The organism is Microbacterium sp. MMO-56, assembly GCF_037146215.1.
Lineage (GTDB): Bacteria > Actinomycetota > Actinomycetes > Actinomycetales > Microbacteriaceae > Microbacterium.
Genome location: NZ_JBBCVW010000004.1, coordinates 1 through 14,425, shown reverse-complemented (window position 1 = coordinate 14,425; position 14,425 = coordinate 1). Strand labels below are relative to the sequence as shown.

Annotated in this window: 11 protein-coding genes; 2 read left to right on the top strand and 9 right to left on the bottom strand. The window is 70.5% G+C overall.

All coding sequences use genetic code 11. The features are described from left to right. Positions 1 to 87: 87 nt before the first annotated feature. On the top strand, positions 88 to 837 hold the full coding sequence (locus WFI00_RS04775; RefSeq protein ID WP_336630336.1) for a FadR/GntR family transcriptional regulator: 750 nt from the start codon (positions 88 to 90) through the stop codon (positions 835 to 837). A gap of 12 nt (positions 838 to 849) precedes the next feature. Here WFI00_RS04775 and WFI00_RS04770 read toward each other — a convergent pair whose 3' ends face one another. From WFI00_RS04770 to WFI00_RS04735, 8 genes are all read right to left on the bottom strand, one after another. After that, a complete protein-coding gene (locus WFI00_RS04770) occupies positions 850 to 2,781 on the bottom strand; it encodes a phosphoenolpyruvate carboxykinase (GTP) (protein ID WP_442928298.1) in 1,932 nt (643 codons plus the stop codon). A 103-nt stretch (positions 2,782 to 2,884) separates the two neighbouring features. Next, positions 2,885 to 4,249 (bottom strand): ABC transporter substrate-binding protein, encoded by a 1,365-nt coding sequence (locus WFI00_RS04765; protein ID WP_336630334.1) that lies wholly within the window; start codon positions 4,247 to 4,249, stop codon positions 2,885 to 2,887. Between the two features lie 71 nt (positions 4,250 to 4,320). Next, complete coding sequence (locus tag WFI00_RS04760) at positions 4,321 to 5,244, bottom strand: carbohydrate ABC transporter permease (RefSeq protein WP_336630818.1); 924 nt, start codon at positions 5,242 to 5,244, stop codon at positions 4,321 to 4,323. Between the two features lie 48 nt (positions 5,245 to 5,292). After that, positions 5,293 to 6,243 (bottom strand): carbohydrate ABC transporter permease, encoded by a 951-nt coding sequence (locus WFI00_RS04755; RefSeq protein ID WP_336630333.1) that lies wholly within the window; start codon positions 6,241 to 6,243, stop codon positions 5,293 to 5,295. After that, positions 6,240 to 8,435 carry an alpha-galactosidase gene (locus WFI00_RS04750; protein WP_336630332.1) on the bottom strand — a complete coding sequence of 732 codons (2,196 nt, stop codon included), beginning with the start codon at positions 8,433 to 8,435 and terminating at the stop codon, positions 6,240 to 6,242. Before WFI00_RS04750 ends, WFI00_RS04755 begins: the two co-directional genes overlap by 4 nt. Before the next feature lie 160 nt (positions 8,436 to 8,595). Continuing rightward, positions 8,596 to 9,606, bottom strand: coding sequence for a LacI family DNA-binding transcriptional regulator (locus WFI00_RS04745; protein WP_336630331.1), 1,011 nt, complete (start codon positions 9,604 to 9,606; stop codon positions 8,596 to 8,598). Positions 9,607 to 9,879: 273 nt separating this feature from the next. Further along, positions 9,880 to 11,160, bottom strand: coding sequence for an MFS transporter (locus WFI00_RS04740; protein ID WP_336630330.1), 1,281 nt, complete (start codon positions 11,158 to 11,160; stop codon positions 9,880 to 9,882). Further along, a complete protein-coding gene (locus tag WFI00_RS04735; RefSeq protein WP_336630329.1) occupies positions 11,157 to 13,400 on the bottom strand; it encodes a beta-glucosidase family protein in 2,244 nt (747 codons plus the stop codon). The genes WFI00_RS04740 and WFI00_RS04735 overlap by 4 nt, the downstream gene beginning before the upstream one ends. Positions 13,401 to 13,533: 133 nt before the next feature. On the opposite strand from WFI00_RS04735, the gene WFI00_RS04730 reads away from it, so the two are divergent. Next, the gene (locus WFI00_RS04730; RefSeq protein ID WP_336630328.1) at positions 13,534 to 14,163 is read left to right on the top strand and encodes a TetR/AcrR family transcriptional regulator; all 630 of its coding nucleotides are present in this window, start codon (positions 13,534 to 13,536) and stop codon (positions 14,161 to 14,163) included. On the opposite strand, the gene WFI00_RS04725 is transcribed toward WFI00_RS04730, so the two are convergent. Beyond that, positions 14,152 to 14,328 carry a hypothetical protein gene (locus tag WFI00_RS04725; protein ID WP_336630327.1) on the bottom strand — a complete coding sequence of 59 codons (177 nt, stop codon included), beginning with the start codon at positions 14,326 to 14,328 and terminating at the stop codon, positions 14,152 to 14,154. The genes WFI00_RS04730 and WFI00_RS04725 overlap by 12 nt on opposite strands. Between the last annotated feature and the right edge of the window lie 97 nt (positions 14,329 to 14,425).

The window sequence follows — 14,425 nt, the reverse complement described above, 5'->3', positions numbered from 1 at the left end:
CAACCTCTTAGAGGTCAGACCGCTAATGCACGGTATTCGACAGACCGCTAAGGTGTCAAGAGAATTCAGAAAGGCGGCGCGGATCCGATGACGGACGACGCATCCGACCCCCCGTGGCAGCCGGTGAAAAAGGCCCGCGCCCACGAATTGGTGATCGAGGCCATCGAGGATCGGATCCTCTCCGGCGCCCTGCACGTCGGCGACGCCCTGCCGCCCGAGCGCGAGCTCGCCACGAGCCTGGAGGTCAGCCGAGCGGGAGTCCGCGAAGCCGTGCGCGTCCTCGAGGCTCAGGGAGTGCTGCGGTCACAGCCGGGGGCGGGCGCGGCGGCCGGAACCTTCGTCGCGGCGCTTCCCCGCGAAGCCCTCACCCGCTTCCTCCGCCTGCACGTCGCTCTGTCGAACTTCACGATCCAGGACGTGACCGACGCCCGTGTCATCCTCGAACGGGCGAGCGCCGCGTCGGCCGCCCGCCGGCTCGACCCCGCCTCGCGCGCGGCGATGGTCGCCGCCCTCGACCGCATGGACGAGCCGCACGCTTCCCGCGACTCGTTCAACGAGGCCGACACCGCCTTCCACCTCGCGATCGCCGAGGCCTCGGGCAGCTCGCTCTCCGCCGCGCTGACGGCCGCCATCCGCAGCGCGATGAAGGTGCCCATCCTGCGCGCGGCCGAGCGCACCGAGCAGTGGCAGAGCGAGTCCACGCGGCTGCGGGCGGAGCACCGGGCGATCTTCGCCGCGATCGACGCGCACGAGGTCGAGCACGCGGCCGACCTCGCCGAAGCGCACATCAGGCGCGCCGCGTCGGTCCTGTTCGGCCTCGCGGCTCCGCAGGACTGACGCCGCCTCCGATCAGGTCGGGTCCGAGTTCATCTCCCAGTTCTTCGGCGAGCGCCACAGCGCGCTCGTCGTAAGGGACCGGATCATCTCCATCTCCTTGGGCAGGCGCGTGTAGAGCTTCATGAACAGCTCCTCCACATCGAGCAGTTCTGCCGTCCAGTCGCGCCGGTTGATCGCCATGCACGCGAAGAAGTCCTCTTCGGAGAAGTCGAGCCCCGTCCAGTCGAGGTCCTGATACTGCGGCATCCAGCCGAGCGGGCTCTCGATCGCGAACGCGCGCCCACGCGAGCGGGCGACGATCCACTGCAGCACGCGCATGTTCTCGCCGAAGCCCGGCCACAGGAAGTTCCCGTCCACGTCGCGACGGAACCAGTTCACCTGGAAGATGCGCGGAGGGTTGCGGATGCTGCGGCCGAAGGCCAGCCAATGATTGATGTAGTCGCCCATGTGGTAGCCGGCGAAGGGCAGCATCGCGAACGGGTCGCGCCGCACGACGCCCTGCTGACCGGCCGCGGCCGCCGTCGTCTCCGACCCCATCGTCGCGGCCATGTAGACCCCGTACGCCCAGTTGAAGCTCTGCGTGACGAGCGGGATGGTGCCGGCGCGGCGACCGCCGAAGATGAACGCCTTGATCGGCACACCCGTCGGGTCGTCCCACGCGTCGTCGAGCGCCGGGTTCAGGATCGCGGGCGAGGTGAACCGGGAGTTCGGGTGAGCGGCCTTCGTACCCGAGGCGGGCGTCCAGTCCCGCCCCTGCCAGTCGATCAGGTGCGCGGGGGCCTCGCCCATCCCCTCCCACCAGACGTCGCCGTCGTCGGTGAGGGCGACGTTCGTGAAGATCGTGTCGGAGCGGATCGACTCCATGGCGCTCGGGTTGGTCGCGTAGGAGGTCCCGGGCGCGACGCCGAAGTAGCCCGCCTCGGGGTTGATCGCGTAGAGGCGTCCGTCGTCGCCGGGCTTGATCCACGCGATGTCGTCGCCGACGGTGGTGACCTTCCACCCCTCCTCCTGGAAGTGCGCCGGCGGGACGAGCATCGCGAAGTTCGTCTTGCCGCACGCGCTCGGGAAGGCCGCGGCGACGTAGGTCTTCTCCCCCTGCGGATCCGTGACGCCGAGGATCAGCATGTGCTCGGCGAGCCAGCGGTCGTCGCGGGCCATGGAGGACGCGATGCGCAGGGCGAGGCACTTCTTGCCGAGCAGGGCGTTGCCGCCGTAACCGGATCCGTAGGACCAGATCTCCCGCGATTCGGGGAAGTGGACGATGTACTTCTCGTCGGGGTTGCACGGCCACGGGACATCCGCCTGGCCCGGCTCCAGCGGAGCGCCGACGCTGTGCATGCACGGGACGAACTCGCCGTCGGGCCCGAGCTGCTCGGCGGCGGCACGCCCCATGCGCGTCATGATCTTCATGCTGACGACGGCATACGGGGAGTCGGTGATCTGCACGCCCAGCTGGGCGATCGGCGATCCGAGCGGCCCCATGCTGAACGGGACGACGTACATGGTGCGCCCCGTCATCGACCCCGCGAACAGCGGGCGGAGGGTCGCCATCATCTCGCGCGGCTCCATCCAGTTGTTGGTGGGGCCGGCATCCTCCTCGCTGCGCGAGCAGATGAACGTGCGCTCCTCGACGCGGGCGACGTCGCTCGCGTCGCTGCGCGCGAGATAGCTGCGGGGACGCTTCTGCTCGTTCAGGCGGATGAAGGTGCCCGCCTCCACCAGCTCGGCGCACAGCGCCTCGTACTCGGCGTCCGATCCGTCGCACCAGTGGATGTCGTCCGGCGTGCACAGCTGCGCCATCTGCCCGACCCACGCGACCAGTTCCTCGTTGGTGATCCACTCCGGTGTGTTCATGCTCCGAGTATCCTCCGCCCGCCGCCGGGGACGGAAGCCGACGGTCCGCCTCGCGGCGCCGCGTACGCGCCCCGGGCGTGCGAAAAGCAGGCCGGATCGCCCTGCGGACGCCCCCCCGGGCCCCCGCACGTCCGATCCGGCCTGCTTTCGACACGGCGACGACGGCGTCGCCCGAGGGGCGACGCCGTCGGCCTCAGCGGAAGAGGGCGTTGACGGAGTCGTTCGCCGTGGCGAGCGACGCGGCGTCGCCCGTCCCCTTCAGGAACGACTCCACGGCGGCGGTCATGGTGTCGTTGAGCTCGGACCAGTGGTCGGCGATCGGCAGGAGCACCGTCGTCTTGTCCTCGACCTGCACGGTGAAGCCCGAGACGTCCCAGCCCTTCTCGGCGAAGGCCTCCTCGGCCTTGGCCGTCGAGGTCTTGATCGCCGGGAAGACCACGGCGGACTCGGCGATCACATCCTGGCAGTCGGTCGACGCCAGGTACGACACCCACTTCCACGCGGTGTCCGGGTTCTTCGTTCCGGCCCAGATGCCGTCCGAGAGGCCGTTGAACAGGCTGGCGCGCTCGCCGGACGGACCCACGGGCGTCGGTGCGACCTTCGTCGCCACGGAGCTCTGCCCGAGGTAGGAGGAGTTCATCCAGCTGCCGTCGGTGACGGTCGCGTAGCGGCCGGCGAGGTATCCGTTGAGCGGGTCCTGCTCGCTCAGGGCGATGTCGACGGACGGCATGTAGCCCGCGTCGATGAGGTGCTTGTACCAGGTGAGGCTCTCGACGAGCTTCGCGTCGCCGAAGTTCCACTCCGTCGTCCACGGCGTCTTGTCGCCGAAGTACCAGTCGTTGCTCAGGGCGTAGGGCGCCCACGTCTGCTGGCCCGAGGCGTTGAGCCCGTTGCCACTCAGCGCCAGACCGTAGACGGCGACCTTCGTCTTGTCGAAGCCCGGCTGGTTGCCGCGCACACCGTTCTGATCCACCGTGAGGGCGGCGATGAGCTGCTCGTAGGTGCCGCCGTCCTTCGGGTTCCAGGAGAGCGTCTCGAGCTGCTCGGGCGTGAAGCCGGCGTCCTGCGCCATCTTCTCGTTGTAGAAGAGCGCCACCGTGTCGAAGTCCTTCGGCAGGCCGTAACGCTGGCCGTCCTGACCGACCCACAGATCGGCGAGGCCGTCCTGGTAGATCGACAGGTCGATGCCGTCCTTCTCGACGCGGTCGCCGATGTCGAGCAGCTGGCCCTGCGAGGCGAACTGCGGAAAGTACGACAGGTGGTCGGCGAACACGTCCGGCGCCGTTCCGGAGGCGAACCCGGTGGTCAGCCCCTGCCAGTAGTCGGCCCAGCCGTACTGCTCGATCTTGACCGGGATGCCCGTGTCGGCGGTGAACGCGTCGGCGCACTGCTGGTAGGCGGGCTGCTGGTTCGAGTCCCAGAGCCAGTAGGTGATCCCGTCGGAGCCGGACGCGGAGCCGTCCCCCGAGCCGGCGCATCCGGTCAGGACGACGGGGATGGCGACGGCGGCGGCGACGATCGCGACGGCGCGACCGCGGTGGTGCGGTGTCTTCTTCATTGCAGAACCTCTCTCTTTCTCGGGTGGTGTGCGGGGCACTCGGCGCCGGTCGGGCGACGACGGGGGCGGGGCTACTTGATTCCGGAGTAGCCGAGGTTGTCGATGAGCTTTCGGCCGAACAGGACGAACAGGACGAAGACCGGCAGCGCGGCGATGAGGGTGCCCGCCATGAGCCCCGCCCAGTCGGGCCCGGTCTGGGGCGTCTGCGACCGGAAGATGCCGAGCGCCACCGTCAGCACGCGCGATTGGTCGGCACGGCCCACGAGCAGCGGCCAGAAGTACTCGCCCCACGCGGTGATGTAGGTCAGCAGCGCGAGGGTGAAGATCGGCGTCGTGGACATCGGCAGGATGATGCGGAAGAAGATCCGGATGTGTCCGGCGCCGTCGATCTTGGCCGACTCCTCGACCTCGCGGCTGATCCCGAGGAAGAACTGCCGCATGAAGAAGATCGCGAAGGGCGTCATGAAGAAGAACGGCAGGATGATGCCCGCCAGGGTGTTCAGCAGGCCGAGGTCGCGGATGAGGATGAAGTTCGGCAGCTGTACGAAGATCGGCGGGATCATCAGCGCGGTGAGGAAGAGGAAGAAGACGGCGTCGCGCCCCTTCCACTGGAGCCGCGCGAACGCGTACGCGGCCATCGCCGAGAAGAAGACCTGGCCGACGGTGATGACCGTCGCCACGACCACCGAGTTGCGCAGGTACAGCCAGAAGTCGATCGATCCGGTCGTCCCGCCCTCGGCGGCGGCCTCGGCGGGGCTGGCGAGGCCGAGGACGCGGCGGAAGGCTCCCCAGCTGAAGTCGACCGGCAGGAGGCTGCCCGCGTTCGTGTAGAGCGCCGTGTTCGTGGACAGCGCCGTGCGCAGCATCCAGTAGAAGGGGAAGAGGGTGACGAAGAGCAGGACGCCCAGGGCCGTCCAGGCGAGGATCCGTCCCCATCGGATGCGGCGGCGCGGCGGCGCCGGGCGCGGGGTCTCGGCCAGGTCGGCCGCGGTCATCGTGTCACCGTCGCCGGCGGGGGTGAGCAGAGTCGTCATGGGGGTTCCTCACGCCAGGTCCGACTGGTTGGAGCGCATGATCTTCAGCTGGAAGTACGCGACGATCGCGAGCGCCACGAGCAGGAAGACGGACATCGCCGACGCGTAGCCGAGGTCGAACCGCTCGAACGCCTGCTGGTAGATGTAGTAGTAGATGACCCGCGTCGAGTTGACGGGCCCGCCGGTCGTCGTCACCGCGACGGTGTCGAAGATCTGGAACGATCCGACGACGGTGATGACGAGGACGAGCGCCAGCACCGGACGCAGGAGCGGCAGCGTGATCGAGCGGAACATCCGAGTCTCGGAGGCACCGTCCAGCGCGCCTGCCTCGTACAGCTCGTTGGGGATCGTCTGCAGCCCGGCGAAGATCAGCAGGGCCGTGTATCCCACGTAGCGCCAGACGTTGATGAGCGCGATCGTCGGGATGGCCAGCGCCTCGTTGCCGAAGAACGCGACCCGATCGCCGCCGAGGGCGTCGATGACCACGTTGATGATGCCCGTCGAGTAGTCCATCATCCAGAACCAGACGAGGGCGACCACGACGTTGGCCACGAGGTACGGCAGCAGGATGATGCCGCGGATCAGGGCCGACCGCGTGAGCCGGTGCATGAGCACCGCGATGCCGATCGCGAGGACCGTCTGGACGCCGATGTTGATCACGACGTACCAGAGCGTGACGAGCAGGGCGTTCCAGAAGAGCGGATCGCCCATCATCTTCTGGTAGTTCTCGATGCCGATGAAGTCGCCCGAGCCCACGAGGTTCTGGTCGGTGAAGCTGAACCAGATGCCGCGCAGCGCGGGTGCCAGATAGAACGCCAGGAACCCGATCGCAGCGGGCGCGATGAACAGGAGCGCGACGCGCAGGTCGCCGCGGCGTCGCGCGGGCCGGGTCGCCGCGGCTCGCCGCGGGGCGTGCGCCGGGCGTGCGCCCCGTGCGGGGGCGGCGGGTGTCGTCGTCATGAGCTGACCGCCTTCACGTGCAGGAGCGTCGCCTGATCGGGACCGAGAGCGGGCACGTGCACGCCGATGTCGGCGAGCACGGCGCCCGAGAGGGTGATCCCCTCGGTCCACCAGGTCGGATGGACTCGTTCGTCGTACGGCGCGTCCGAGCCCGGTCCGGCCGCGACGAGCCGGTAGTCGACGTCGCGCTGCAGTCCCGGGAGGAGGACGCGGCCCGCGGGCCAGGTGACAGGTCGCTCGCGGAGCGTGACCAGGTAGAGCCCCTCCGTGCGGTCGGCAGCGACGGCTCCGTGCAGCCACAGGTCGCCCTGTTCCAGTTCGCGGCGCACCACCGTGCCGGAGTGGAGGAGGGCGCGGGAGCGACGGTAGAACGCGACCCACTCCGCCAGGCGGCGGGTGTCGGCGTCGGATGCCTCGGTGAGATCCCACTCGATGCCGAAGTGTCCGAAGAGCGCCGTCGCACAGCGGAAGTCGAGATCCAGGCGGCGCCCGGTCGTGTGCGCCCGCTCGGCGCCGACGTGGCTGCCGACGAGCTCCGGCGGGAGCAGCTGCGCCGTCCAGCGCTGGATCTGCTGACGCTCGTGCGCGTCGATGCAGTCCGAGGCCCAGACCCGGTCGGTGTGCTCCAGGATCTCGAGGTCGATGCGCGCGCCGCCCGACGAGCAGGACTCGATCTCGAGGCCGGGGCACGCGGTACGGATCTCGTCGAGGAGTCGGTAGAGCGCGAGCGTCTGCGCGTGCACGCCGGCGCGACCGGTGCGCGTGGAGCCCGCATCGATGAGGTCGCGATTGTGGTCCCACTTGATGAAGTCGATGCCGTACTCCCGCACGAGCGCGATGATCTGGTCGCGCACGCGGGCGAACGCGCCCGGATGACTGATGTCGAGCACCTGCTGATGGCGGAATCCGACCGGCATCCGACCCTCGACCTGCAGGATCCACTCCGGGTGCGCACGGGCGAGGTCCGAGTCGAGGTTGACCATCTCGGGTTCGAACCACAGCCCGAACTCCATGCCGAGCCCGCGCACCCCGTCCACGAGCGTGCGGAAGCGACCGTCACCCCAGGCCTCCTCCGACAGGACCCAGTCGCCGAGCCCCGCGGTGTCGTCGCGGCGGTCGCCGAACCAGCCGTCGTCGAGGACGAAGCGCTCGACACCGACGGCGGCGGCACGCCGGGCGAGGTCCAGGATCCGTTCGAGGTCGTGGTCGAAGTAGACCGCCTCCCACACGTTCATGACGACGGGGCGCGGCGATCGGGGGTGCTGCGGGCGGTCACGCAGGTGGCGGTGCAGACGCGCGGCGATCCCGTCGAGCCCCGCGCCGTACACCGCGTAGATCCGGGGCGTCTCATACTGCTCGCCGTGGCGCAGCTCGACCTCGCCCGGGAGCAGAAGCTCGCCCCCGAGGAGGAGCCGTTCGCCGGAGAACGCCCGCTCGCCGATCACGCGGTGGTTGCCGCTGAACGCCACGTGCAGGCCCCAGCCCTCACCGGAGGCGAACCCGAGATCGGCGGTGCCGGCGGTGAGGAGCGTCGCGGCATCCGCGCCGGTGCGGCCGTGCCTCCCCTCGCGCGCGTGGGTCCCGACCGTGAACGGACGGGTCTGGACGACCTTCTCCTTCGCCCAGCGGCCGGCGAAGTCCCACAGCTCGCTCGCCCGCGTCGGCACCGGCATCGCGAGCTGCACCGCTCCGACCGAGTAGTCCCGCTCGCCCAGATTCGTGAGCGTCGCCTGCAGCCGGACGATGCCGGTCGGCAGCATCTCGATCAGCAGCCGCACGGCCAGGAGCGCGTCGGCGTCGATCGCGGAGACCTCGACGAATCCACCCTCCTCGGTCTGGACGGTCCGGATCGCCGCCGGGATGAACCGGGGCGACCATGCGGCGCCCGCCCGGTGGCCGTCGACCCCCGGCGTCCCGACCCAGCCGCGGCTGCCTTCCGGCAGGACCGAGACCGTGACCTCGACATCCACCCCGTTCGTCGCCCGCGGGGCGCGTGCGGCGGCGGCGACGACCGCCGCCTGCGCGTCGGTCAGAGCGCCCGGGTCGGCGCCCCAGTGGGTGACGACCGGCAGCGAGTCCGTCGGAAGGGCCAGCACGAGCGCGACACCCGCGGCGGCCAGTCGCACCGCTTCCGGCCAGGCGGTGCCGTCTGCATCCGATGCGTGCTGCGCGTGGGTTCCTGCGGTACTCAAAGCTTCTTCGCCCCTCGAAGGTCGGCCGTCCTCGGCGATCCTGCAAACGTTGGTCAAAAGCTAGCACGCCGACGCGACGATCTGCAAACGTTGGTCAGAAGGTCGTCGCCGAGGTCGATCCACCGGGTCACGAAGGAGCGGGGACCGACGAGGTGCGCGCTCAGGACGGGGCGGCGGCGCTCTCCCGCACGGTCAGCCGGGGGTGCACCGCGGAGTCCGCGGGCCGCTCGCCCGTACGCATCCATTCATCGAGCAGGCCGAAGGTGCGGCGACCGAGGTCGGTGAAGTCCTGCGCCACCGTCGTCAGGGCGGGCACCCACATCTGCGCGAACGGCTGATCGTCGAAGCCGACGAGACTGACGTCCTCCGGCACGCGTCGCCCGCGTTCGGCGAGCGCCCGGGCGACACCGATCGCGAGCTCGTCGTTGCCGCAGAGGATGGCCGTGACCTCGGGGTCGTCGACCAGCGCCTGTGCCGCGTCGTAGCCGGAGGTCGGGGAGTAGAGGGCCTGGACGACCTCGGGCACGGGTGCTCCGGCCGCTTCGAGCGCCATGCGCCACCCCCACTCGCGCCCACTACGGCGGCGGGTCGCCGGGATCGCGACGTGGTGCACCGTGCGATGCCCCAGGGCGAGCAGGTACTCGGTCGCCTCGCGCCCGCCGGCCTCGTCGTCCAGGAAGGCGTGCGGGCACGACCCCGACTTCCGTCGCGCCCCCGCAGCGGCGACCACGGGGACCACGTCGGGCAGCGCCTCCAGCGTCGCGACGCCCACCTCGTCGAACTCGATCACGATCACGCCCGCGAGCGCCTGCGACAGCGTCACGTCGATCGCACGGGCGATGTCGCCGGGATCGCCCGACTCGATCACCCCGATCATCACGACGTAGCCGGCGGCGCGTGCGGCCTCCTCGATGCCCTGCAGGGTCGCCGCGTATCCGAACCGGGCGGTGTTGCGCGCGAGCACGGCGATGGTGGACCGTCTTCCGCTGACGAGGGTCTGGGCCGCCGCGTTCGGGCGGTAGCCGAGCTCGTCGACGGCCGCCTGGACCTTGGCCCGCAGCTTCTCGCTCACCGGAGTCCGTCCCGTCAGCACGCGCGACACCGTCGAGACGCTCACGCCCGCTTGGGCGGCGACATCGACCAGTCCGGGCGGCTTGCGGGGTGTGGGCACCCTTCGACCGTAGTGCAAACGTTGTTCAACGGCGTCGTCGGGTCAGCCGTCCGGGCCTGGGGGACTTGGGGCGGGGGGGGTTGGGCAGGGGGCGGTGCTGGGCGTGGGCTGGGCTGGGCAAGTGGCCTGGGCTGGGGTGCTCGGCGTGCGAAAAGCAGGCCGAACCGCCGTGCGGACGCCCCCCGGGGCCCCGCACGTCCGGTCCGGCTTGCTTTCGACACGGCGACGGCGCCGCCCCGAGGGGCGACGCCGTCGGGGCGGGGCCTGGAGCCGTCAGCGCACGCTCCGGATCAGGGTGATCAGCCCGGCGCCCACGAGAGCCAGCACGCACGCGATCGGGAAGATCGCCTGGTAGCCCGCCATCGAGATCGCCGCCGCGGCCAGCAGCGGGCCGAGGATCTGACCACCCGTGTTCGCCAGGTTCAGGATGCCGAGATCCTTCGCCGCCGTCCCCGGATTGGGCAGCACCTCGACGTTCAGCGCCTGATCGACGGCGTTGAACGCGCCGATGCCGATGCCCGCGATCACGCCGTACGCGATGAGCGTCCACGGCTGCGCGGCGAAGGCGGGGATGAGCACGCCCACCGCGATCAGGAGAGATGCTACGACGACCGGGAGCTTGATCCGCCGGATCTTGTCGGCCACCGGGCCCGCCACCGCCGCCATGAGCAGCGCCGTCACCATGAGACACAGGGAGATGAGCGAGATGTAGGCCTTCGTGCCGTCCTCATCCTGGCCCATGTAGTCCGTGAGGATGTACAGCTGATAGCTCGAGACGCCGAACGTCGCCGCCATGACGAGGAACTTCCCGAACAGCGCCAGGTAGTAGTCCCGTGCGCGGTGACGCGGGAACGTGAAGTTCTCGAGGAGCATGTCGCGGTCCAGTCGGCGTCGGGGCATCCCGAGGCTCGACGGCTCGCGGATGACGAACGCCGCCACCGGTCCCGACAGGAGCGTCAGCACCGCCATCAGCAGGAACCCGACGGTCAGCGCACCGAGGAACTGCGCCCCGACGATCTGCCCGCCGTAGAGCCCCGCGGAGTAGCCGAGCGCGTAGATCGACGCGATCGTCCCCCGGTGGCGCGGCGCCACCCGATCGGCGATGACCGCAATCAGGGGCGCCACGATGGCGTTGAGGAAGAACTGGTACACGCACCACGCGATCACCAGGAGCGTCACCGTCGGCATCGCGCCGACCACGACGAGCATGACGGCGGATGCCACGGAGCCGAAGACGATCCATGGCGTCCGCCGCCCCCAGCGCGACCGCGTGAGGTCGGACAGGGCGCCGAAGAACACGTTGGCGATCGTCGCGACGATCATCGCGCTCGTGGCGAGCAGGGCGATGACGCCCGCCTTGCCGTCGGGGTCGAGCTCTGCGACCTTGGCGGGCAGAAGTACCGCATTGACGCCCAGGTAGGGCGCGAGCCACAGCACGACGCCGAGGGCGAGCCCGATGCCGATTCGCACGGGACGGCGAGGCTGCTGGCCGTCCGTGACGACGCCGGACCACGACCCGGCACCCGCCGCGGTCGCCGGAGCGGTCGGGCTCACAGGGTCACCTCCGTCACGGCTGCGTCGGAGTCGCCCCAGAACGAGGACGCCTCGATCACGACACCGCCCGCGGGGACGGCGATCCGCCGTACCGCGGCGTCCCACACACCGAGCGCGGTGAGGTCGAGGGCCACCTCGACGGTCTCCGTGGCGCCGGCGGCGAGTGGAACGGACCGGAACCCGAGCAGTTCGCGCTCCCCGCGGCGGTCTCCGTCGGTGCGCGAGCCGTAGACCTGCACGACGTGGCGACCGTCGCGGCCGCCGGTGTTGCGCACGGTCACGGTGGCGCGGGCGGTTCCGGTGTCGCGGTCGACGTCGGCCACCTCGACCGTGTCGATCGCGTACTCCGTGTAGCTGAGTCCGAAGCCGAGCGGGAACAGCGCGTCGACGCCGTTGCGCTGGAGGAGCCGCTGCCCGTACCACCGGTCATAGGTGATCGCGGTGGCGTCGATGTCGAGGGGCGGAAGGTCGGCGGCGGATGCCGGGATCGGATAGGGCATCCGACCGGAGGGGTCGGCGTGGCCGAGCAGCACGTCGGCGAGCGCCGTGCCGGCCTCCATCCCGCCGTACCACCCGACGACCAGTGCGGGAACCTCGGCCTGCCACTCCTCGACGAGGACGGCCCCGGCGTTGACGAGCACGACGACGGTGCGCGCATTGGCCGCGGCGACCGCCCGGATCAGTTCGACGTGCGCGGGCTTCAGGTGCAGGTCGCGCCGGTCGCCTCCGGCGCTCTCGGCACCGACCATGCTGACGCCGCTGCCGAAGGCGGCCTCGACTGTGACCTGGTCGGCGCGCTCGGCGTCGTTCCGCGGCTCCGGATAGGTGGCGCGGAGGTCGTCGCGCAGGGCGAGCGATCCGTCGAGGAACTCGCCCTCATCCTCGGCGGTGAAGCCGACGACCACGACGGCGACGTCCGCCGCGGCGGCCTGGCGGGCCGACTCGTCGAGGTCGTCCCCCGTCGCGACGACCTCGACACCGGGGAGTGCCGCACGGATGCCCGCGAGGGGCGTCGTCACGAAGGGCGGACGGACGTCGGACGAGCCGTGGTCACCCGTGTTGGCCCGGTCGGCGAGCGCACCGACCACGGCGATCCGGGTGAGAGCGGTCGCCTCGAGCGGCAGGAGCGGCCGGGCACCGCCCGTGACGCTCTCGTTCTTGAGCAGCACGATGGCCCGCGTCGCCGCCTCGCGGGCGAGCGCGACGTGCTCGGGGCCGGCGACCTCCACGTCGGCGGCGTGCTCGGTCTGGGCGTGGTGTCGCAGAAGAGCCGCGATCAGTCGACGCCCGGAGCGGTCGACGTCCGCCCAGGTCGCACGGCCGGAGTCGAGGGCCGCGCGCAGGCGTTCGCCGCGCTGCTGCCGGAACGGCGCCTCGACGTCGAGGCCGGCGCGCAGCGAGTCCGCCGCGTCGCGCAGACCCCAGATGAAGTCGCTGATGACGAACCCGTCGAAGCCCCAGTCCTCGCGGAGCGTGCGGGTGAGGAGCTGGGGGTTCTGACCCGCCCAGGTGCCGTTGACCGAGTTGTAGGCGCTCATCACCGACGCGACACCGGCCGCGGCGACCGTCCGGAAGTGCGGCAGGAACACTTCGTGGAGGGTGGCCTCGTCGACGGTGACGTCGACCGTGAAGCGTCCGTTCTCCATCGAATTGAGCGCGAAGTGCTTCATGCAGGCCATCGCGTTGCGCTGCACACCGCGCGAGAGCGCCGCTCCCATGGCTCCCAGCAGGACGGGCTGATCCGAGTAGGTCTCCTGTGCGCGACCCCATGCGGGGTGGCGCGGCAGGTTGATGCACACCCCGCCGAAGAAGTTCCCGTCCTGCGCCCGGATCTCGCGGCCGATGGCCACCCCGACGCGCTCCTCGAGCTCAGGGTCCCACGTGGCGCCGCGTGCCATCGACACGGGGAACGCGGTGGAGGACCCCACGACGCACCCGCGCGGACCGTCCGCGAAGCGGATGCCCGGGATTCCGAGCCGATCGGCGGAGCCCATGACGTAGGGCGTGAGGTTGTACCCCTCCTCGACGAAGCTCCGCATGGCGGGCCAGAAGTCCTCGTCGCCGTCGAGGAGGCCGAGCTTCTCGTCCGAGGTCAACGCGGCGTAGAGAGCGGCCGCCTCGACACCCGGCGATGCCCCGTTCCGAACGCGATCCACCGCCCGGGGGAAGGCCGTCGCGGTGACTGCGGGCGCCGGCAGGTCCGCGTCGTGGTCGAGTGTCGTGCGTGCTTCTTCGCTCATCGTCCCGTCTCCTTCAACGAGGTTACTGAACACTAAATGAGTGTTCAGTAACGTACTCTAGAAGCCGGACGGGTCGCCCCGCAAGAGACGACGCGAGCCGGCGGGGCGCCTACACTCGCACGGGAGGAGAGTCATGGCACCGCACGGAACCGGCCGCACGCGCAAGAGCGTGGCGGAGCGGCGCGCCGACATCCTCGAGGCGGCGACCGCGCTCATCAGCGAGCGTGGATTCCGCGGGACGGCTCTGCGCGACATCGCGGCCCACGCGGGGATCACCGAGGCCGGCATCCTCTACCACCTCGGCTCGAAGGACGGCCTGCTGATCGCGGTCCTCGAGCATCGCGACGAGGTCGACATGACCTCTCTGGCCGCGAACCTGGGCATCGACGTCGCGGCGCTCGACGCCGACCCGCTCCCGGTTCCCCTCGCCGACCTGTGCCGGGCACTGGTCGAGCGCAACGCGCGGCAGCCCGAGATCGTCCGGCTCTACGCCACGCTCGAGGCGGAGTCGCTCGATCCCGACCACCCCGCGAGCGCCTACTTCCGGCGTCGGGAGTCCTGGGCCCTCGGCATCTTCGAACGCGCCGCGCAGACGGCTGGCTTCACCGACCCCCGCCGGGCCGCCCTGGCGACGCTCTCGCTGATGGATGGGCTCCAGCTGCGCTGGCTGCGCTCGGAGAACGACCTCGACCTGACGTCTGCGTGGGATCAGCTCGCCGCGGACATCGTCTCCCCCGCGCCGCGGGAGGGCTCAGCGCTGTGACAGCTGCGGCACGACCGCGAGCCGCGGGCCGTCGGCCGAGCCCGCTGCCCGCACGAACTCCTCCAGCTCGTCCAGATCGTCGATGCGGCGGCTCTCGACGCCGTAGCCTGCGGCGATCGCCGCGGGGTCGAGGCCCGGCAGGTCGAGGTATCCGGCTCTGCGCATTCTAGGTGGGGGTGAGGGGGTCAAGTCCGCCGGCGATCAGGAGCATGCGGAGCCGGTAGTTGTCGTAGTTGGTGAAGCCGCGGGCGATCCGGCGGGC